At 63.6% G+C, this 17,056-nt stretch carries 16 protein-coding genes; 12 read left to right on the plus strand and 4 right to left on the minus strand.

Annotation, left to right across the window (positions count from 1 at the left end; translation table 11 throughout):
• Positions 1 to 121 precede the first annotated feature (121 nt).
• Genes fmt through BMX99_RS06910 form a run of 3 tightly spaced genes read left to right on the plus strand, consistent with a single transcriptional unit; the run spans position 122 to position 1,539 of the window.
• Positions 122 to 1,027: a methionyl-tRNA formyltransferase gene (gene fmt, locus BMX99_RS06900; RefSeq protein ID WP_093449252.1), complete on the plus strand. Its 906-nt coding sequence runs from the start codon at positions 122 to 124 to the stop codon at positions 1,025 to 1,027.
• An 11-nt stretch (positions 1,028 to 1,038) separates the two neighbouring features.
• Positions 1,039 to 1,278: a hypothetical protein gene (locus BMX99_RS06905; RefSeq protein WP_093449255.1), complete on the plus strand. Its 240-nt coding sequence runs from the start codon at positions 1,039 to 1,041 to the stop codon at positions 1,276 to 1,278.
• Positions 1,279 to 1,302: 24 nt separating this feature from the next.
• Positions 1,303 to 1,539, plus strand: coding sequence for a GlsB/YeaQ/YmgE family stress response membrane protein (locus tag BMX99_RS06910; RefSeq protein ID WP_093449258.1), 237 nt, complete (start codon positions 1,303 to 1,305; stop codon positions 1,537 to 1,539).
• A 13-nt stretch (positions 1,540 to 1,552) separates the two neighbouring features.
• On the opposite strand, the gene radC is transcribed toward BMX99_RS06910, so the two are convergent.
• The 3 genes from radC to dnaK all read right to left on the minus strand — a co-directional run bounded on the left by radC (position 1,553) and on the right by dnaK (position 5,744).
• A complete protein-coding gene (gene radC, locus BMX99_RS06915) occupies positions 1,553 to 2,317 on the minus strand; it encodes a RadC family protein (RefSeq protein WP_093449261.1) in 765 nt (254 codons plus the stop codon).
• 291 nt (positions 2,318 to 2,608) lie between these two features.
• The gene (dnaJ, locus tag BMX99_RS06920; protein ID WP_093449264.1) at positions 2,609 to 3,751 is read right to left on the minus strand and encodes a molecular chaperone DnaJ; all 1,143 of its coding nucleotides are present in this window, start codon (positions 3,749 to 3,751) and stop codon (positions 2,609 to 2,611) included.
• Between the two features lie 79 nt (positions 3,752 to 3,830).
• Entirely contained in the window at positions 3,831 to 5,744 is a 1,914-nt protein-coding gene (dnaK, locus tag BMX99_RS06925) for a molecular chaperone DnaK (protein WP_093449267.1), read from the minus strand.
• Between the two features lie 223 nt (positions 5,745 to 5,967).
• Between dnaK and BMX99_RS06930 the strand changes: the two genes are divergently transcribed.
• The gene (locus BMX99_RS06930; RefSeq protein ID WP_093449270.1) at positions 5,968 to 6,573 is read left to right on the plus strand and encodes an alpha-ketoglutarate-dependent dioxygenase AlkB family protein; all 606 of its coding nucleotides are present in this window, start codon (positions 5,968 to 5,970) and stop codon (positions 6,571 to 6,573) included.
• On the opposite strand, the gene BMX99_RS06935 is transcribed toward BMX99_RS06930, so the two are convergent.
• Entirely contained in the window at positions 6,570 to 7,391 is an 822-nt protein-coding gene (locus BMX99_RS06935; RefSeq protein ID WP_093449273.1) for an ABC transporter permease, read from the minus strand. The two genes, BMX99_RS06930 and BMX99_RS06935, sit on opposite strands and share 4 nt — an antisense overlap.
• A 116-nt stretch (positions 7,392 to 7,507) precedes the next feature.
• On the opposite strand from BMX99_RS06935, the gene cysQ reads away from it, so the two are divergent.
• The 8 genes from cysQ (at position 7,508) to BMX99_RS06975 (ending at position 17,051) form a co-directional block, all read left to right on the plus strand.
• Complete coding sequence (cysQ, locus tag BMX99_RS06940; RefSeq protein WP_093449275.1) at positions 7,508 to 8,341, plus strand: 3'(2'),5'-bisphosphate nucleotidase CysQ; 834 nt, start codon at positions 7,508 to 7,510, stop codon at positions 8,339 to 8,341.
• A 13-nt stretch (positions 8,342 to 8,354) separates the two neighbouring features.
• The gene (locus tag BMX99_RS06945; RefSeq protein WP_093449278.1) at positions 8,355 to 9,596 is read left to right on the plus strand and encodes a glycosyltransferase family 2 protein; all 1,242 of its coding nucleotides are present in this window, start codon (positions 8,355 to 8,357) and stop codon (positions 9,594 to 9,596) included.
• A 136-nt stretch (positions 9,597 to 9,732) separates the two neighbouring features.
• Positions 9,733 to 10,626, plus strand: a complete 894-nt coding sequence (gene galU / locus BMX99_RS06950) for a UTP--glucose-1-phosphate uridylyltransferase GalU (protein ID WP_093449281.1) — start codon at positions 9,733 to 9,735, stop codon at positions 10,624 to 10,626.
• A 13-nt stretch (positions 10,627 to 10,639) separates the two neighbouring features.
• Positions 10,640 to 11,623: a UDP-glucose 4-epimerase GalE gene (gene galE, locus BMX99_RS06955; protein ID WP_093449284.1), complete on the plus strand. Its 984-nt coding sequence runs from the start codon at positions 10,640 to 10,642 to the stop codon at positions 11,621 to 11,623.
• Positions 11,583 to 12,866, plus strand: coding sequence for a glycosyltransferase family 4 protein (locus tag BMX99_RS06960; RefSeq protein ID WP_093449286.1), 1,284 nt, complete (start codon positions 11,583 to 11,585; stop codon positions 12,864 to 12,866). The genes galE and BMX99_RS06960 overlap by 41 nt, the downstream gene beginning before the upstream one ends.
• A gap of 28 nt (positions 12,867 to 12,894) precedes the next feature.
• Complete coding sequence (locus BMX99_RS06965; RefSeq protein ID WP_093449289.1) at positions 12,895 to 13,923, plus strand: glycosyltransferase family 2 protein; 1,029 nt, start codon at positions 12,895 to 12,897, stop codon at positions 13,921 to 13,923.
• Complete coding sequence (locus BMX99_RS06970; RefSeq protein ID WP_093449291.1) at positions 13,920 to 15,626, plus strand: DUF5927 domain-containing protein; 1,707 nt, start codon at positions 13,920 to 13,922, stop codon at positions 15,624 to 15,626. Before BMX99_RS06965 ends, BMX99_RS06970 begins: the two co-directional genes overlap by 4 nt.
• Positions 15,627 to 17,051: a sulfotransferase family 2 domain-containing protein gene (locus tag BMX99_RS06975; RefSeq protein WP_093449294.1), complete on the plus strand. Its 1,425-nt coding sequence runs from the start codon at positions 15,627 to 15,629 to the stop codon at positions 17,049 to 17,051.
• Positions 17,052 to 17,056 lie beyond the last annotated feature (5 nt).

Below are 17,056 nucleotides of genomic sequence, written 5' to 3' on the forward strand. Positions count from 1 at the left end.
GTTGGACCGGGGGCGGGCGGCGGTGGTCGCCGGACCCCGTGCCGGGGCCCACGCCCCCCGCCGGCGAGAGGCGCTGCCTCTCGCGCTCTCCGGGATATTTTTGGCAAGAGGATGAGGGCAGATGCGCGTTATTTTCATGGGAACGCCGGAGTTTTCGGTGCCGGTTCTGGAGGCGCTGGTCGAGGCCGGGCACGAGATTGCCTGTGTCTATTGTCAGCCCCCCCGGCCTGCGGGGCGGGGCAAGAAGGATCGGCCGACGCCGGTGCATGCCCGCGCGCAGGAGCTGGGGCTGGAGGTGCGCCATCCGGTGTCGCTGAAGGGGGAGGCGGCGCAGGCGGAGTTTGCCGCGCTTGAGGCGGATGTGGCAGTGGTCGTGGCCTATGGGCTGATCCTGCCGCAGGCGGTGCTGGATGCGCCGAAGTTCGGCTGTCTGAATATCCATGCGTCGCTTTTGCCGCGCTGGCGCGGGGCGGCACCGATCCATCGGGCGATCATGGCGGGCGATGCGGAAACCGGGGTCTGCATCATGCAGATGGAGGCGGGGCTGGACACTGGCCCGGTGCTGTTGCGCGAGGCGGTGCAGATCGGAGCCGAGGAGGTGACCGCGGGCCTGCATGACCGGCTGTCGGAGCTGGGTGCGCGGCTGATCGTCGAGGCGCTGGAGCAGCTGCCGGAGCTGGAGCCGGAGGTGCAGCCCGAGGGTGGCGTGACCTATGCCAGCAAGATCGACAAGGGCGAGGCGCGGGTGGATTGGAGCCGCCCTGCGGAAGAGGTCGACCGGCTGATCCGGGGGCTGTCGCCCTTTCCCGGGGCCTTTGTCGAGGTGGAGGGTGAGCGCCTGAAGCTGCTGGCCTCGCGCCTGGGGGACGGGCAGGGCAGGCCGGGCGAAGTGCTGGATGACGCGCTGACGGTGGCCTGCGGGCAGGGGGCGGTGCAGCTTTTGCGGTTGCAACGGGCCGGGAAGGGGGCGCAGGATGCGGAAGAGTTTCTGCGCGGGCGGCCCCTGTTGAAGGGCACCCAGCTGTAAAGAGGGCGGTGATGTTTCCCACGCTGATCGGAACTGTCGTGATTGCCGGGATCGTTGGCTATGCCTCGGAACGGGTGGGGTTCACGCGCAACGGGGTGCTGCCGTCGATCGTGATCTGCGTCGGCGGGGCCTTCCTGTTCTATTTCGTCCGGGTGATGTTCGGCATCCGGCTGTTTTCGCCGGGGGTGGATGCGATCCTGTCGTCGCTTGGGGCGCTGGTGATCGTGCCGACGCGGTATCGGCGCAAGTAGTCTGGGTCAGCTAGGAGGGGTTTCATGGGTGTGATCTGGTTGTTGATCGTGGGCGCGGCGGCGGGATTCCTGGCGACACGGATCATGGATGTGAAGGCCTCGGTTCCGGCGACGATCGCGATTGGCATGGGCGGCGCGCTGATTGGCGGGATGGTGCTGCGCATGGCTCTGGCCTTCATGGGTATGCTGGGCGGGCTTGTCGGGGCCGTGCTGGGCGCGCTTCTGCTGATCTGGCTGTGGCAGCAATACGGGCCGAAATAGCGCGGGCCCGGGGCTAGAGAAGCCCGTTTGCGCGGAAGCTGAATTCACAGGATTTGCCGATCACCAGGTGGTCATGGATCGTCAGGCCGAGGGCCGCGGCGGCCTGGGCGACCTGCGCGGTCATGTCGATATCCGGCTGGCTGGGCGTGGGATCGCCCGAGGGGTGGTTGTGCACCAGGATCAGCGCGCTGGCGTTCAGTTCCAGCGCGCGTTTCACGACCTCGCGCGGGTAGACGGGCACGTGATCCACTGTGCCACGCGCCTGGGGTTCGTCGGCAATCAGGGTGTTCTTGCGGTCGAGAAAGAGGATGCGGAACTGTTCGGTGTCCCGATGCGCCATGGCGGTCTGGCAATAGTCCAGCAGCGCCTGCCATGAGCTGAGGACAGGCCGGTTCAGCACCCGGGCCCGCATCAGGCGCTGTGCTGCGGCCTCGATCAGTTTCAGTTCGGCCACGATGGCGCGGCCGATTCTGGGGAGCTTCAGAAGCTCGGCCTCGGGGGCGGTGATGGTGGCGTCGAAGCTGCCGAAACGGTCCAGAAGCGCGCGGGCGAGGGGCTTCATATCGGTGCGGGCATTGGCCCGGAACAGCACCATTTCCAGCAGTTCGTAGTCCGGCATGGCATCGGCCCCGCCATCGAGAAAACGATCGCGGAGCCGCGCCCGGTGATCGGCGATATACGAGGGAAGTTTCGCCGGAGGGGCCGAGGGTGCCGGTTCGCGTGACGTGGCGAACAGGGGCAGCGGAGGTTCGTTGAGTGAGTGGGGCTGCGACGGCATGGGCGCAGAATGGGGGTGTTTGGTTAAGGTTGGGTTAATTTCCCGAGGGCGCTGGCGGATATGGAAAAGGCCCCGCGCGGGTGCGTCGGGGCCTTTGATTTGGTGGGGGGCGGTCGCAGGTGTCGCGGGATGGTGATCCCGGGGCTCCGCCCGCAAAATGACCGAAAGGTCCACTGGACCTTTCGTCCGCGCCCGAGGGCGCGGATGTTGGTCCCGGGGCTCCGCCCGTGATGTCCCCACAACCTCCACTGGAGGTTTTGCCTGCGCCCTTCGGGGCGCAGGTTCGGGACATCACCCCTTCATGCTATCCCAGAAGCCGCGGACGGATTTCAGGAAATCCCTGTTCTCGGGGCTGTTTTCCTCGGACAGCTCGTTGAATTCCTTCAACAGTTCCTTCTGGCGCGCGGTCAGGTTGACCGGCGTTTCGACCGCAAGTTCGATCATCATGTCGCCGGCACCGCCGCCGCGCAGGGCGGGCATGCCCTTGCCGCGCAGGCGCATTTGGCGACCGGATTGCGAGCCTTCGGGGATCTTTACGCGGGACCGTCCGCCGTCGATGGTCGGGACCTCGATATCGCCACCAAGGGCCGCGGTCGTCATCGACACGGGCACGCGGCAGAAGAGGTTCGGACCCTCGCGTTCAAAGATCTTGTGGGCCTCGACCTCGATGAAGATGTACAGGTCGCCCGCAGGACCGCCGCGCATCCCGGCCTCGCCCTCTCCGCCAAGGCGGATGCGGGTGCCGGTTTCGACACCGGCAGGGATGTTCACCGACAGCGACCGGTCGCGTTCGACGCGACCCATGCCGTGGCAGACCTTGCAGGGGTTCTTGATGATCTGGCCGGCGCCGGAACAGGTCGGACAGGTGCGTTCAACGGTGAAGAAGCCCTGCTGCGCGCGGACCTTGCCCATGCCGGAACAGGTCGGGCAGGTGGCGGGTTCGGACCCGCCTTCGGCGCCAGAGCCGTTGCATTCGCCACATTGCACCGAGGTCGGCACCTGGATCGTCTTCTGAAGGCCGTTGTAGGCATCTTCAAGCGAGACGCGCAGGTTGTAGCGCAGGTCGGACCCGCGCGTCGCGCGCTGACGTCCGCCGCCGCCACGCTGGCCCATGAAATCGCCGAAGAGATCGTCGAAGACGTCGGAAAAGGCGCTGGCGAAATCGCCCTGCTGGCCGCCGCCGGGACGCCCGCCACCGCCCATGCCGCCTTCGAAGGCGGCGTGGCCAAAGCGGTCATAGGCCGCCTTCTTGTCGGCGTCCTTGAGGCAATCGTAGGCCTCGTTCACTTCCTTGAACTGCTCTTCCGCCTTGGGGTTGTCCGAATTGCGGTCGGGATGCAGTTCCTTGGCCTTCTTGCGATAGGCCTTCTTGATGTCGTCAGCGCTGGAGCCCTTCGGCACGCCCAGCACGTCGTAATAGTCACGTTTTGCCATATGGGTGGTCCCCCTTCAGGAACGGATAGGGCCGGCCCGCCCGAAGGTGGACCGGCCCCAGAGGTTCCAGCGCGGTCAATTAAGCCCGCTTGTTGTCATCGAGATCTTCGAAGTCGGCGTCGACGATGTCGTCGTCGTCACCGGCCGGACCGGAATCCGCCGCAGTGGGTTCGTCGTCCGCTTCGTCCTGGCTGGCCTTGTAGATCGCCTCGCCCAGTTTCATGGCCGATTCGGTCACGTTCTGGATGCCGGATTTGATCTTCTCGGCGTTGTCGGTCTCAAGTTCGTCCTTGAGCGCGGCAATGGCCAGTTCGATCGCTTCGATGGTCGAGGGGTCGACCTTGTCCGCGTGCTCTTCCATCGACTTCTCGGTCGAGTGGATGAGGCTTTCGGCCTGGTTCTTGGCTTCGATCAGCTCGCGGCGTTCCTTGTCCGCCTCGGCGTTCTCCTCGGCGTCCTTGACCATCTGTTCGATGTCCGCATCGGACAGACCGCCCGAGGCCTGGATGGTGATCTTCTGTTCCTTGTTCGTGCCCTTGTCCTTGGCCGAAACAGACACGATGCCGTTGGCGTCGATGTCGAAGGTCACCTCGATCTGGGGCATGCCGCGGGGCGCCGGCGGGATCTGTTCAAGGTTGAACTGACCCAGCATCTTGTTGTCGGCCGCCATTTCACGTTCACCCTGGAACACGCGGATGGTCACGGCGTTCTGGTTGTCCTCGGCGGTCGAGAAGACCTGGGACTTCTTGGTCGGGATCGTCGTGTTGCGGTCGATCAGGCGGGTGAAGACACCGCCCAGGGTTTCGATACCCAGGGACAGCGGGGTCACGTCCAGAAGAACAACGTCCTTCACGTCACCCTGCAGAACACCGGCCTGGATCGCGGCACCAAGGGCCACGACTTCGTCGGGGTTCACACCCTTGTGGGGTTCCTTGCCGAAGAACTTGGTCACTTCTTCGATGACTTTCGGCATGCGGGTCATACCGCCGACCAGGACGACTTCGTCGATATCCGAGGTGGACAGACCGGCGTCTTTCAGGGCGGCCTGGCAGGGCTTCATCGAGGCCTTGATCAGGTCACCGACCAGCTGTTCCAGCTTGGAGCGCGTGAGCTTCATGACCATGTGCAGCGGCTGACCGTTGGAGCCCATGGAGATGAACGGCTGGTTGATTTCGGTCGACTGCGAGGAGGACAGTTCGATCTTGGCCTTTTCGGCAGCTTCTTTCAGACGCTGCAGGGCCATCTTGTCCTGGGTCAGGTCGACGTTGTGTTCCTTTTTGAACTCATCCGCCAGGTAGTTGACGATGCGCATGTCAAAGTCTTCACCACCCAGGAACGTGTCGCCGTTGGTGGATTTCACTTCGAACAACCCGTCGTCGATTTCCAGGATGGTCACGTCGAAGGTACCACCGCCAAGGTCATAGACCGCGATGGTGTGGCTGTCTTCCTTGTCCAGACCATAGGCCAGCGCGGCGGCGGTCGGTTCGTTGATGATGCGCAGCACTTCCAGGCCGGCGATCTTGCCGGCGTCCTTGGTGGCCTGACGCTGTGCGTCGTTGAAGTAGGCCGGGACCGTGATGACGGCCTGGGTCACTTCTTCACCAAGATAGGATTCCGCGGTTTCCTTCATCTTGCCAAGGATGAATGCCGAGATCTGCGAAGGCGAATACTTCTCGCCCTTGGCTTCGACCCAGGCGTCGCCGTTGCCGCCGTTGACGACGTTGAACGGCAGGTTCTTCTTGTCCTTGGCCAGATCCGCATCATCCGCGCGGCGGCCGATCAGACGTTTCACACCGAAGATGGTGTTGGAGGCGTTGGTGACAGCCTGGCGCTTTGCAGACTGACCGACGAGACGCTCTTCGTCGGTGAAGGCGACGATGGACGGCGTGGTCCGTGCCCCTTCGGAGTTTTCGATGACCTTCGGCTGCGAGCCGTCCATGATGGCCACGCAGGAGTTGGTGGTGCCAAGGTCGATACCGATCACTTTGGACATGTTTTCAATCCCTTTCACTTAAGGCGATAGTTCCGGAGACGGACCCGAGTAACGGCATCCGCCACCGCCTGACTGGCGGCGGTCAGAGAGCTGTCCGCCGCGCTTCTGGGCGTATATAAGGAGGGGTGTTTCGCCCTGCAAGACGGGCATGAGGCAGGAATCGGCAAAATTGACGCAATGTGGCGACAAAGCCCGGGAAAACGGCGCAAAAAGGGCTGAAAACATGGTAAACCGCATCAATTTGCGCGGTTTTGACATCTACAAGGGCTATCTGGACGCGGCGGCGCAGGCCGATCTGATCGGGGCGTTGCGCGGGGTTCTGAAGGCCGCGCCGCTGTTCTCTCCGACGACGCGCTTTGGCAAGCAGATGTCGGTGCGGATGACCTCGGCCGGGGAGTACGGCTGGTATTCGGATGCCTCGGGCTATCGCTATGAACGCCGCCACCCCTCGGGCGTGGATTGGCCGCCGATCCCCGATCAGGTGCTGCAGATCTGGCGCGACCTGACCGGGGCGCATCGCGATCCGCAGTGCTGCCTGGTGAACTACTACGGCGAAGACGCGCGGATGGGCATGCACCAGGACCGGGACGAGGCGGACTTCAGCTATCCGGTGCTTTCGATTTCGCTTGGCGATGACGGGCTGTTCCGCATCGGCAACGAAGACCGGGGCGGCAGGACCGAGTCGCTTTGGCTGGCGTCGGGGGACGTGGTGGTGATGGGCGGTCCGGCGCGGCTGTTGCATCACGGGGTGGACCGGATCCGGTTCGGATCCTCGCGGGTGATGCCAAAGGGCGGGCGGATCAACCTGACCTGCCGCGTGGTGGATTAGCGTTTCGCGTCCCAGGACAGCGACACGTGGCGACGGGTGTAGAATTCGCCCATCAGCCCCAGCATGCACAGTCCGACCCCGACCAGAAGCGGATAGGTGATCGAGGAATTGTGCGGCGTGTAGTTCAGGAAGACGAAACCGCGGCACTGGTCGATGGCGTGGAACAGCGGGTTCCAGTCGAACATCGCCACCATGTAGCCGGGCAGGGAATTCGCCACGAACATCTTGCCCGAGGCGATCATGTTCGCCCGCTGGTAGACCTGCGAAAAGACCGACACGAACTGCGGGGCCCAGGGGCGCAGCGACAGCAGCACCAGCCCGACGCCGATCCCGGTGAACCAGGCCAGCAGAAGCATCCCCATGGCATAGACCGGCTGATCAATGGTGATCGGGGTGAAGGCCACGTGATAGACAAAGAGGATCAGGAACAGCGAAAGCACCTGGATATACAGCGTCGACAGCGCCGCAGCCCCGATCATGACGGCGGTGTTCATCGGGGCGTGTTTCATCATCGGCGACGTCGCCGTGCCCGCGCCCGCCACCGCGCCCAGGGTCTTCACATGGGTCATGTAAAGGAAGATCCCCGACATCAGGTACAGCAGGAAATCGCCCCGGATTGCATTGCGGCGCATGCCGAGGATTTCGAACATGGCGTAGAAGGACAGGACGAAGATCACCGCCTGAAGCATGTTGATGAAGATCGACCAGAGGGCGTGGCGATGCGACACCCGGATGGAATGCACCGCCGAATGATAGATCAGCTCGCCTATGGCGATGGCCGACCCGAATTTAGAGCGGTTTACTCTCTGCTCAAACATTGTGGTGATCCCAAAGGGGGTTGCCCGTTCATGACACGGAATGCTTGCCGATCCCTTGAGCGCCGATCATAACGACCCCAAGCCATCGTGGCAATTCACGCCGCGATATCGGGATTATGCCGGGCCACACCCGGAAATTGCAGGAGAGAACATTGGATTACGCAAAGCTGGAAACCGTCATGCGCCGCCTCGCGCTGGAAGCGGGCGACAAGATCATGGAGATCTACAACTCGGACGATTTCGAGGTGAAGACCAAGTCGGACGCCAGCCCCGTGACCGAAGCGGACGAAGCCGCGGATGCGCTGATCTCGGCCGGGCTGCGCGCGGCCTTCCCGGACGTGACCCTGGTGACCGAAGAACAGGCCACCACCCACACGGAAACCGCGACCACCTTCCTGATCGTCGATCCGCTGGACGGCACCAAGGAATTCGTCAATCGGCGTGGCGATTTTACCGTGAACATCGGCTGGGTCGAAGACGGTGTGCCGGTGCGCGGCGTGGTCTATGCGCCCGCCCGGGACCGCATGTTCTATACCCTTGCCGATGGCAGCGCGGTCGAGGAATTCGGCCCCTTCGACAAGGACAAGGTCGGTGAGGTCAAGCCGATCCGCGTGGCCGAGGCCGACAATGATGCCCTGCGCATCGTCGCGTCGAAATCGCACCGCGACCAGGCGACCGACGATTACATCGCCAAGTACAAGGCGGCCGACATGAAAAGCGCGGGATCGTCGCTGAAGTTCTGCCTGGTCGCCACCGGTGAGGCCGACATCTATCCGCGCATCGGGCGCACGATGGAATGGGACACGGCCGCCGGTCATGCGGTTGTCACGGGCGCGGGCGGCAAGGTGCTGCGCTTCGACAACCATGAACCGCTGGCCTACGGCAAGGAAGACTTTGCCAACCCCTTCTTCATCGTGACCTCGCCCTCGGTCGATCTGAAGCCCGCCTGATCGGGCATCGGTCATGACACAGCCGGCGGTTTCGGTCATCGTGGTCAGCAAGGGGCGGGGCAAAAGCCTGGCCCTGACGCTGACCGGGCTGATCCGCCAGCTGTATGCCCCATACGAGATCATCGTGGTCGCCGATGCCGAAGGCATCAGCACCGTGAAGGCCATGTGGCTTGAGGACAAGGTGAAGGCAGTACCCTTCGCCGATCCCAACATCAGCCTGGCACGGAACATCGGTGTCTCGGTCGCGGCGGGCGAGGTGATCGCCTTTCTCGACGATGACGCGGTGCCCGAACCGACCTGGCTGACCCATCTGACGGCCCCGTTCAACGATCCGCAGGTCTCGGCCGTGGGGGGCTATGTGATCGGGCGCAACGGCATATCCTTTCAGTGGACCGCCCGCGCCATCGACTATGCCGCGCGCGAGGTCGCGCTGGACGTGGAAGGCGACAGGCCCGTCGCCCTGACCCCGCCGCGCGGACAGGCAGTGAAAACCGAAGGCACCAACATGGCCTTCCGCCGGTCCGACCTGGTGCAGGTCGGCGGGTTCGATCCGGCGTATCACTTCTACCTGGACGATGCGGACCTGAACATGCGGCTGGCCAAGGCCGGGCGCGTCACCGCTATTGCCCCTTTGGCCCAGGTGCATCACGCCTTTGCGCCGTCGCCCCGGCGTGGGGCGGACCGCGTGCCCAAGGATCTGTATGAAATTGGGGCCAGCCTGCAGGTCTATCTGCGTCGTCACTGCCCCGAGGCCGAGCGTGCCGCCGTGATCGACCAGTTCCGCGCCGATCAGCAGGCGCGGCTGATCCGCCACCTGGTTACCGGCGGGCTGGAGCCGCGCGATGTCACCCGGCTGCGCAACCGCCTGGACGAAGGGCTGGCCGCCGGGCTGGGTCGGGTGCTCTATCGTCTGCCCGAGCTTCCGCATCCGTCAGAGCCGTTCCTGCCGTTTGAAAGCCGCGCGACCCAGCCCGGCACCGTGATCGCCGGACGCTGGTTCGAAGCGCGCCGCCTGCGGGACCGGGCGGCCCGCCGCGCAGAAAGGGGCGAAATCACGTCGCTGTTTCTTTTCTCGCCAAATACGCTATTTCATACGGTAAAGATGACCCCGCAGGGGGTCTGGGAACAACGTGGTGGTCTTTGGGGCAGAAGCCTGCGGTCGGATCCGATTTTCCGGCCCACCACATTCAGACGGCGCATGCTGCGGGAAATCGCACGTGTCGCCAAGGTACGCGGGATACCGCGTGATAATTGACTAGGGTGCCCGCTCATTGAACCATTAACCATCCAGAAACGCTGTTTTTGCGGCATGAAGGGTGATTGACAGGTGATTCTCTGACATATTGCGGGCCAAGGCCCATCCAGCAGTTTGCAAAAGGCTAAGACAAATTATGAAGAACAAGATCTCCAAGGCGATTTTCCCCGTGGCAGGACTGGGGACGCGCTTCCTTCCGGCAACGAAATCCATTCCCAAGGAAATCATGTCCCTGGTGGACCGCCCGCTGATCCAATACGCCATCGACGAGGCGCGCGCGGCCGGCATCAAGGAATTCATCTTCGTCACCTCGCGCGGGAAAGCCGCGCTTGAGGATTACTTTGACCACGCGCCCCAGCTTGAGGCCGAGCTGAAGAAGAAGGGCAAGACCGAGCTGCTGGAAGAGGTCAAGAACACCTCGATGGACAGCGGCGCGATCGCCTATATCCGCCAGCACAAGCCCCTGGGCCTGGGTCACGCCGTCTGGTGTGCCCGCCGCCTGATCGGCAACGAACCCTTCGCGGTCATCCTGCCCGACGACATCATCGCGGCGGAAAAGCCCTGCCTGCAGCAGATGGTCGAAGCTTTTGAAGAAAACCCCGGCAACATGGTCGCCGCGATGGAAGTCCCGAAGGAACGCGTCAGCTCCTACGGGGTGCTGGACATCAAGGAAGACATGGGGTCGCTGGTTTCGGTCAAGGGCATGGTCGAAAAGCCGCCGGCGGGTGAAGAGCCGTCGAACCTGGCGGTGATCGGGCGCTATCTTCTGACGCCGCAGATCCTGAAGAATCTGAACATGAAGCAGACCGGGGCCGGCGGGGAAATCCAGCTGACCGACGCCATCGCGCATGAGATCACCGAAGGCCGTCCGGTCTATGGCTACCGCTTCCGCGGCCAGCGTTTCGACTGCGGCTCCAAGTCCGGCTACCTGCAGGCGACCGTGTCCTTCGCGCTGTCGCGCCCGGAACTGCGCGACGACCTGATGGGCTTCCTGCGCGAAGTCGTGAACGTCGAACAGGCCGCCGAATAAGCGGATCGGTACTGTGGACAAGGTTCTTGTTACCGGCGGGGCCGGGTATATCGGGTCCCATGCCTGCAAGGCGCTGAAGGCCGCGGGGTTCATCCCCGTGACCTACGATTCGCTGGTGACCGGCTGGGAAGATGCGGTGAAATTCGGGCCCTTCGAAAAGGGCGACCTGCTGGACCGCGCGCGGCTGGACCAGGTCTTCAACGAACATCAGCCGATCGCCGTGATGCATTTCGCCGCCCTCAGCCAGGTCGGGGAATCGATGCAGAAGCCCGGGCTCTACTGGCAGAACAACGTCGAAGGGTCACGCAACCTGATCGAGGCCGCCTGCGACGCGGGCTGCATGAATTTCGTCTTCTCCTCGACCTGCGCGACCTATGGCGACCAGGACAACGTGGTGCTGGACGAGGATTCGGCCCAGCTTCCGATCAATGCCTATGGCGGGTCGAAGCGCGCGATCGAAGACATGCTGCGCGATTTCGGTGCGGCCACGGGGCTGCGTCACGTGATCTTCCGCTACTTCAACGTGGCGGGCGGCGATCCCGAGGCCGAGGTGGGCGAATTCCACCAGCCCGAGACGCATCTGATTCCCCTGATGCTGGATGCCATTGCCGGGAAACGCGATGCGCTGACCGTCTTTGGCACCGATTACGACACGCCGGATGGGACCTGCATACGCGATTATGTGCATGTGTGTGACCTTGTGGACGCACACATCCTTGGGTTGAAATGGCTGATGGACGGCAAGGCCAGTCGGGTGTTTAATCTGGGCACTGGCACCGGCTTTTCCGTGAAGCAGGTCATCGATCATTCCCGCGCGGTCACCAATCAGGCCGTGCCGTACAAAGAGGGACCGCGCAGACCCGGCGATTGCACCAAGCTTGTTTCCGGTTCGACCCGTGCAAAGGCCGAACTTGGCTGGGCCCCGAACCGGTCCACGCTTGATCAGATGATTGCCGATGCCTGGCGGTGGCATCAAACTGGGCACTACAGCAAATAAGGCACCTAGCAATCGCGTTCTTGACCTGACCCGGCTGGCCAGCCGGGCCGGGCGTAAGGCCACGGGCATCGACCGGGTCGAACTGGCCTATCTGCGCGCACTTCTGGACCGGGACACCGAATGCTATGGGCTGGTGCGCGTGGCTTTGGGCTATGTGCTTCTGGACCGGGCCGGGATGCAGTCCTTCCTGCACCGCTACGAGGGCCGGACGCCCTGGGGCGCGCCGCGGTTTGTCATGCGCTTTTTCTCGCGGCTGGATCCGTTGCAAAAGCGGGTGCACAGCGATCTGTGGCGTTTGGCGGCGGTGCGGGTCTATGGCAAGAAACTGCCCCGCCTGCTGAACGCGCTGACCGGCGAATTCACCTATCTCAACGTCGGGCATTCCAACCTGACCGAGGCGACCCTGGCCCCCATGGCGGCCAAGCCGGGCACCAGGATCACCGTCATGCTGCATGACACGATCCCGCTGGACCATCCCGAATACTGCCGGGCCGGGAGTGTCGAGAAGTTTCACGGCATGCTGCGCCGGGTGATGGACCACGCCGAGCTGGTGATCTGCAACAGTGACAAGACCCGCAGTGACGTGGTCCGCCACATGGCCGCCCTGAACGAAGAGCGCGAGGAAGAGGCGCGGGTCACCCCGCCCAATTGCATCATCGCGCGTCTGGGCACCGACATGATCCGGGCCGACGACACCGCCCTGCCGATCGAACTGCCGCAGGACCGGCCGCTGTTCCTGGCCGTCGGCACGATCGAACCGCGCAAGAACCACGCTCTGCTTCTGGATGTCTGGGAAAACTGGAACGAGGACGAAGATGGCCCGCGCCCGGTGCTGGGCATCTGCGGATCGCGCGGCTGGATGAACGAAGACCTGTTCCGCAGGCTGGACCGCACGCCGCTGCGCGGGCGCGACGTGTTCGAATGGCCGAACCTGCCCGACAAATCCATCGCCGCGCTGATGGGCCGGGCCCATGCGCTGCTGTTTCCGAGCCTGGCCGAAGGGCATGGCTTCCCCCCGGTCGAGGCCGCGATGCTGGGCACGCCCGTGATCAGCGCCGACCTGGCTGCGGTGCGCGAAACCCTTGGGGATTTGCCAGTTTACCTGGACGGCACGGATCGGTATTCTTGGGCCAAGGCCGTCAAGAGCCGTATCGAGGAAGGTCGGTCAGGGACCGGGGCAAGCGCGGGGTTCTTCCCCCCGACTTGGGATGAGCATTTCAATGTCGTCTTAAAGATGACCTGATAGCCTTCTGCCCGCAGACCCGGTGACCATGGGAAAAGGGCGGGCGTTGAGCTTCGTTTCGTCATATCGCCTACGGGTCCAGCGTCGCCGCTGGCTGATCCGCGCCGTGCGCAAACGGCGGGATCTGACATCCGTGGAGAACCGCACCCGCGCCATCCGCAAGACCGACGTTCTGCTGTTCTGCACCCTGCGGAACGAAAAGGTGCGGCTGCCGTATTTCCTGAAGTATTACCGCAAGATGGGCGTGCGGCATTTCCTGTTCGTCGACAACGGATCGACCGACGGCAGTGCCGAGTATCTACGCGAGCAGAAGGATTGCTCTCTCTGGTCGACGCAGGCGGGGTACAAGCGCGCGCGCTTCGGCATGGACTGGATGAACTGGCTGTTGCTGAAGTACGGCCACGGGCATTGGTGTCTGACCGTCGATCCCGATGAATTCTTCGTCTACCCCTTCTGCGACACGCGGCCGATCCAGGCGCTGACGGACTGGCTGGATGCTTCGTCGATCAAGTCGTTCTCGGCCATGCTTCTGGACATGTATCCCAAGGGCAAGATCGGCGCGCAGACCTATCTGCCCGGTCAGGACCCGCTTGAGATCACGTCGTGGTTCGACAGCGGCAATTATTCGATCCAGAAGAACGCGCGCTATGGCAACCTGTGGATCCAGGGCGGCCCGCGTCAGCGCGTCTTCTTTGCCGATCAGCCGGAACTGGCCCCGGCGCTGAACAAGATCCCGCTGGTGAAATGGGAACGCAAGAACGCCTATGTGTCCTCGACCCATATGCTGCTGCCGCGCGGGCTGAACCTCGTCTACGACGAATGGGGCGGGGAAAAGGCCAGCGGTTTGCTGCTGCACACCAAGTTCCTGTCCACCTTCGATGCCAAGGCCCGGGAAGAGCTTGATCGGAAGCAGCATTACAACGCCTCGGTCGAATACCGCGCCTATGCCGATCTGATTCAGGATCAGCCCGAGCTGTGGTGCAAGTGGAGCGAGAAGTACATCAACTGGCGCCAGCTAGAGATCCTGGGCCTGATGTCCAAGGGGAATTGGGCATGAGCCGCCTGGGCGTCGTCATGCTGATCCACCACGCGCTGGACCGCGCCGAACAGGTGGCGCGGCATTGGGCGGCCTCGGGTTGTCCTGTGGTGATCCACGCCGACAGCAAGGTCTCGGCCAAGGCCTATGGCAAGTTCGTCAAGGCGCTGTCGGATGTGCCGGACATCCGATTTTCGCGCCGCCACCGCTGTGAATGGGGCACCTGGGGGATCGTGGCGGCGACGCAATCGGCGTCGGAACAGCTGCTGCGCGACTTCCCGGATGTGCGCCATGTCTTCCTGGCGTCGGGGTCCTGTCTGCCGCTGCGCCCGGTGCAAGAGCTGATCGATTACCTCGACGCGCGGCCGCGTACGGATTTCATCGAAAGCGCCACGACCGCGGATGTGCCCTGGACCGTCGGCGGGCTGGATGCCGAACGGTTCACCCTGCGCTTCCCTTTTGCCTGGAAAAGGCACCGGCGGCTGTTCGACGGCTATGTCCGGCTGCAGCGGCGGCTGCGGGTGCGCCGCAAGATGCCCAATGGCATCGTGCCGCACATGGGGTCGCAATGGTGGTGCCTGACCCGGCAGACGCTGTCCGCCATCCTCGACGATCCCGAACGGGGCGATTACGACCGGTTCTTCAAACGGGTCTGGATCCCTGACGAAAGCTATTTCCAGACGCTGGCGCGGCTTTATGCGACCGATATCCAAAGCCGGTCTCTGACCCTGTCCAAGTTCGATTTCCAGGGCAAGCCGCATATCTTCTACGACGACCACCTGCAGCTATTGCGGCGGTCGGATTGCTTTGTCGCGCGCAAGATCTGGCCGCGGGCGGACCGGCTGTACCAGGCCTTCCTGACCGATGCCGACCACGCCATGAAGCGGACCGAGCCGAACCCCGGCAAGATCGACCGCATCTTTTCGCGCGCCACAGACCGGCGGACGCGGGGGCGGCCGGGGCTGTACATGCACAGTCGCTTCCCCAACAGCCGTTGGGAAAACGGCATGACCGGGGCGAAATATTCGGTCTTTCAGGGCTTTGCCGAGCTGTTCGAGGATTTCGAACCCTGGCTGGCGCGGATGACCGACTGCAAGGTGCATGGCCATGTCTACGCCCCCGGCGGCGCGCAGTTCTCTGGCGGGCAGAAGGTTGTCAGCGGGGCGCTGTCGTCCAGCGCGGCGATCCGCGACTATCGCCCGCGCGCCTTCCTGACCAACCTGATCTGGAACGCCCGCGGCGAACGGCAGTGTTTCCAGTTCGGGCCGATGGATCATCAGGGCGCGGCCCTGGCGATGAGCCGGGACAGCAACGCCACGATCTGCGTGATCTCGGGTGCATGGGCGGTCAAGCTGCACCAGGCCACCGGCAATTTCGCCGACCTGAGGGCCGAGGCCGCGCGCCTGCAACGTATCGAAAGCGCCTTTCTGGACCAGCTGCGTGATCCGAAGGCCAAGGCGCGGGTGCGGATCTGGACCATGTCCGAGTTTCTGGAAAACCCGATGGACCGGCTGCAATCCATCGTCGACGACCTTGGGGTCAGCGCCGGCCGCCGCCTGAAGGAAGCGCCGCGCATGGCCGATCTGACCGGCTTTGCCCAGTTCCTTCAGACCCTGAAAAACCAAGGCATGCACCCCTATCTGATGGGCGATTTCCCAAGCGATCCGGCCCCGCAGACCCTGCCCCGCACGCCGGGGCGCAGACCTTACCTGGTGAAGAAATAGATGGGTTCCTTCGATTATTTCGTCGTCTTCGCGGAAATGCGCACCGGCTCGAACTTTCTTGAGGCGAATTTGAATGCCTTTCCGGGGCTCGCCTGCCTGGGCGAGGCTTTCAATCCGCATTTCGTCGGCTATCCGAACAAGGTCGATTGCCTGGGCATCACCCTGCCGCAACGCGAGGCCGACCCCCTGGCGCTGATCCGTGCGGTCAAGGGCACCGAAGGGGTGTTGTCGGGGTTCCGGTTCTTCCACGATCACGATCCGCGCATCCTGGACCAGGTGCTGAATGATCCGCGCTGTGCCAAGATCATCCTGACGCGCAACCCGGTCGACAGCTATGTCAGCTGGAAGATCGCCCAGGCCACCGGCCAGTGGAAGCTGACCGATGTGCGCCGGCGCAAGGACGCGCAGGCCGAATTCGACGCAGGCGAATTCACCCGCCACATGGAACAGCTGCAGGGCTTCCAGGTCTTCCTGCTGAATGCGCTGCAGACCACCGGCCAGGCCCCGTTCTACGTCGCTTACGAAGACCTGCAGGACGTGGCGGTGATGAACGGGCTGGCACGCTGGCTGGGACAGGTCGATCAGCTGGACAGGCTGGATGACAAGCTGAAGGTGCAGAACCCCGCGCCCCTGTCCGAGAAGGTCGAGAATTTCGACCAGATGGAGCAGGCCCTGGCGCGGCTGGACCGGTTCAACCTGACCCGCACGCCGAATTTCGAACCGCGGCGCGGGGCCAATGTGCCGGGCTACATGGCCGGTGCGCAGACACGGCTGATGTATATGCCCGTGCGGGGTGAGATCGACGATCAGGTGATGGAGTGGCTGGCCGCGCTGGATGGCGGGCCGGTCGAGGCGCTGGAGACCCAGTTCACACAGAAGCGCCTGCGGCAGTGGAAGCGACGCAACAAGGGCCACCGCAGTTTCGCGGTGATCCGTCATCCGGTGGCGCGGGCGCATTCGGTTTTCTGCAATCGCATCGTGCGGACCGGCAAGGGCAGCTTTGGCGAAATCCGGCGCATCCTGCGCAACCGGCACAAGCTGCCGATCCCTGGCCGCAACGACGACAGCCCCTATCCGCTTGAGCAGCACCGCGAGGCGTTCAAGATGTTCCTGGATTTCCTCAAGGCGAACCTGGCCGGGCAGACCTCGATCCGGATCGACCAGACCTGGGCGACGCAATCAGCGGTGATCGAAGGCATGGCGGGTTTTGCCCTGCCCGACATGATCGTGCGCGAGGACGAGATGGGCGCCTATCTGCCCGCGCTGGCGCAGCAGGTCGGCCACGGCGATCCGGGCGATCCGCCCGCGATCCCCGAGGATCGGCCCTTTGCCCTGGCGGATGTCTATGATGAGGAAATCGAAGCCAAGACGCAGGACGTCTATCAGCGCGACTACCTGATGTTCGGGTTCGGATCCTGGAAATAGGGGGC

The organism is Pseudooceanicola nitratireducens (assembly GCF_900109195.1).
In the GTDB taxonomy this organism is placed as follows: domain Bacteria; phylum Pseudomonadota; class Alphaproteobacteria; order Rhodobacterales; family Rhodobacteraceae; genus Pseudooceanicola; species Pseudooceanicola nitratireducens.

Excerpts from the sequence above, each read along its gene's own strand:
- fmt (WP_093449252.1), top strand. The coding sequence starts at position 122 with ATGCGCGTTATTTTCATGGGAACGCCGGAGTTTTCGGTGCCGGTTCTG.
- galU (WP_093449281.1), top strand. The coding sequence starts at position 9,733 with ATGAAGAACAAGATCTCCAAGGCGATTTTCCCCGTGGCAGGACTGGGG.
- BMX99_RS06965 (WP_093449289.1), top strand. The coding sequence starts at position 12,895 with ATGGGAAAAGGGCGGGCGTTGAGCTTCGTTTCGTCATATCGCCTACGG.
- dnaK (WP_093449267.1), bottom strand. The coding sequence starts at position 5,744 with ATGTCCAAAGTGATCGGTATCGACCTTGGCACCACCAACTCCTGCGTG.
- BMX99_RS06975 (WP_093449294.1), top strand. The coding sequence starts at position 15,627 with ATGGGTTCCTTCGATTATTTCGTCGTCTTCGCGGAAATGCGCACCGGC.
- BMX99_RS06935 (WP_093449273.1), bottom strand. The coding sequence starts at position 7,391 with ATGTTTGAGCAGAGAGTAAACCGCTCTAAATTCGGGTCGGCCATCGCC.
- dnaJ (WP_093449264.1), bottom strand. The coding sequence starts at position 3,751 with ATGGCAAAACGTGACTATTACGACGTGCTGGGCGTGCCGAAGGGCTCC.
- BMX99_RS06960 (WP_093449286.1), top strand. The coding sequence starts at position 11,583 with ATGCCTGGCGGTGGCATCAAACTGGGCACTACAGCAAATAAGGCACCT.
- cysQ (WP_093449275.1), top strand. The coding sequence starts at position 7,508 with ATGCCGGGCCACACCCGGAAATTGCAGGAGAGAACATTGGATTACGCA.
- radC (WP_093449261.1), bottom strand. The coding sequence starts at position 2,317 with ATGCCGTCGCAGCCCCACTCACTCAACGAACCTCCGCTGCCCCTGTTC.
- BMX99_RS06910 (WP_093449258.1), top strand. The coding sequence starts at position 1,303 with ATGGGTGTGATCTGGTTGTTGATCGTGGGCGCGGCGGCGGGATTCCTG.
- BMX99_RS06930 (WP_093449270.1), top strand. The coding sequence starts at position 5,968 with ATGGTAAACCGCATCAATTTGCGCGGTTTTGACATCTACAAGGGCTAT.
- BMX99_RS06905 (WP_093449255.1), top strand. The coding sequence starts at position 1,039 with ATGTTTCCCACGCTGATCGGAACTGTCGTGATTGCCGGGATCGTTGGC.
- BMX99_RS06945 (WP_093449278.1), top strand. The coding sequence starts at position 8,355 with ATGACACAGCCGGCGGTTTCGGTCATCGTGGTCAGCAAGGGGCGGGGC.
- BMX99_RS06970 (WP_093449291.1), top strand. The coding sequence starts at position 13,920 with ATGAGCCGCCTGGGCGTCGTCATGCTGATCCACCACGCGCTGGACCGC.